The following is a 2,466-nucleotide window of genomic DNA, read 5'->3' on the forward strand; positions in this document are numbered from 1 at the left end:
GACGTGCTGCCGCTGCCGGAGGGCGCCCTGGGGCTGTCCGTCGGCGGGGTCACCGGAAGCGGTCCCACGGCGATCGCGGCGAGCGGCCGGCTCCGGGCGTCGCTGCGCGCCTACGCGGTGATGGAGGGCGAGGACCCGGTCGCGGTGCTCTCGGACCTGGAGCTGCTGATGCGCCTCACCGAGCCGGCGCGCACCGCGACCGCCCTGTTCGGCTTCGCGGAGCCGACGTCGCGCACGGTCGTGGTGGCGGGCGCCGGGCACTGCCCGCCGCTGATCGTCGGCCCGCGGCGCTGCGAGTGCGCCGAGACCATGCTCTCCGCGCTGGTCGGCATGCTCGCCTGCTGGGAGGCCCCGAGCGTCGAGCTGCGCCTGGACGCTGGTGAAACGCTTTTGCTCTACAGCGACGGGTTGGTGCAGCGCACCGGCGAGCCGCTGGACCAGGCGTTCGTCCGGTTGCAGGCCGCCACCAGGAGCGCGGCCCCCTCGGTCCGGGACGATCCGGAGGCGCTGGCCGACCACGTGCTGCACACGGTGCTGCCGGACGGCCTCGCGGACGCGGACAGCGACGAGGACGTCGTCCTGCTCGCCGCGCGCTTCTGAACCCGCCCCGCCGTACCCGCTGCCGCGCACCGGCCGGGACCGGATGGTGCCGGGTGGTCCAGGTCACGTCACGTCGGGCGGATCGGGGGCGTGCCCGGTGGCGGGGGGCGGTGCACGTCTGCGCCGGGTCGTCCGGACATACGATGGACGACGGTCCCAGTCCGTACGCAAGGAGGCAGACGTGGCCGAGCAGCAGTCGCCGGAGACCCCGGCTGACGAGCAGCCCATCAAGCAGCGGAAGAACGGTCTGTACCCGGACCTGTCCGACGAGCTCGCCGAGAACATGAAGAACGGATGGGCCGACACCGAGCTGCGTGATCTGCAGCCGGTCGAGCAGGTCGAGCACACCGCGCGCCGCCGCGCCGCCCTGTCCGCGCACTTCCCCGGGGAGCGCCTGGTGGTGCCCGCCGGGGGCCTGAAGACCCGTTCCAACGACACCGAGTACCGCTTCCGCGCCTCGGTCGAGTACGCCTACCTCACCGGTGACCAGGCCGAGGACGGTGTGCTCGTCATGGAGCCGCGCCCCGGCGGCGAGGGCCACGACGCCACGCTGTACCTGCTGCCGCGCTCCGACCGGGAGAACGGCGAGTTCTGGCTGGACGGCCAGGGCGAGCTGTGGGTGGGTCGCCGGAACAGCCTGACCGAGGCCGAGCAGCTGTACGGCATCCCCTGTGCGGACGTCCGCACGGTGGCGGAGAAGCTCCGGGACGCGACCGGCCCGGTGCGGCTGGTCCGGGGGCACGACGCCGGCCTGGATCAGGCCCTCACCGACAAGGTCACCGCCGAGCGGGACGAGCAGCTGCGGGTGTTCCTGTCCGAGATGCGGCTGGTCAAGGACGACTTCGAGCTGGGCGAGCTGCAGAAGGCGGTGGACTCCACGGTCCGCGGCTTCGAGGACGTGGTGCGTGTCCTGGACAAGGCGCAGGCCACGTCGGAGCGGTACGTCGAGGGCACCTTCTTCCTGCGTGCGCGGGTCGAGGGCCACGACGTCGGCTACGGGACGATCTGCGCGTCCGGTCCGCACGCCACGACGCTGCACTGGGTCCGCAACGACGGTCCGGTGCGTGCCGGTGACCTGCTGCTGTTGGACGCGGGCGTCGAGACGCACACGCTCTACACCGCCGACGTCACCCGCACCATGCCGGTCGACGGCCGCTTCACCGACCTCCAGCGCACGATCTACGACGCCGTCTACGAGGCGCAGGAGGCCGGCATCGCCGCGGTGCGGCCCGGTGGCAAGTACTCGGACTTCCACAACGCCGCGCAGCGGGTGCTCGCCGAGAAGCTCGTCGAGTGGGGCCTGCTGGACGGTCCGGTGGAGAAGGTGCTGGAGCTGGGGCTGCACCGGCGCTGGACCCTGCACGGCACCGGCCACATGCTCGGACTGGACGTGCACGACTGCGCCGCCGCCCGGCGGGAGGCGTACGCCGACGGCACCCTGGAGCCCGGCATGTGCCTGACGGTCGAACCCGGCCTGTACTTCCAGGCGGACGACCTGACCGTGCCCGAGGAGTACCGGGGCATCGGCGTCCGCATTGAGGACGACATCGTGGTGACGGAGGACGGCAACCGCAACCTCTCGGCCGGGCTGCCCCGGCGGTCCGACGAGGTCGAGGCCTGGATGGCCTCGCTGCGGAGCTGACCGCTCCGGGTACGGCGCCGCCGTACCGCCCTGCCCACGGCCCGCCCCGGCCCTGTCGCGCACACGGACAGGGCCGGGGCGCGGCGCGCGTGGTCAGGGACCGGAGCGCGCGGTGGCAGGGGCGGGGGCGCACGGGAATGGTCGGGGTCGCACAGTGGTGTCGAGGGAGAGTCTGATGGCGCGTGGGAGCGGGGACGGACGGGCAGCCGGCGGAGGCGGGCGCC

Annotated in this window: 2 protein-coding genes; both read left to right on the top strand. The window is 73.4% G+C overall.

The window, feature by feature from the left end; genetic code table 11:
• A partial coding sequence (locus ACYVE9_RS22960) for a PP2C family protein-serine/threonine phosphatase (RefSeq protein ID WP_461029794.1) occupies positions 1–600 on the top strand: 600 nt, incomplete at its 5' end.
• Between the two features lie 181 nt (positions 601–781).
• A complete protein-coding gene (locus tag ACYVE9_RS22965; protein ID WP_461029795.1) occupies positions 782–2,242 on the top strand; it encodes an aminopeptidase P family protein in 1,461 nt (486 codons plus the stop codon).
• Positions 2,243–2,466: the final 224 nt, after the last annotated feature.

Source organism: Streptomyces sparsus, assembly GCF_054776295.1.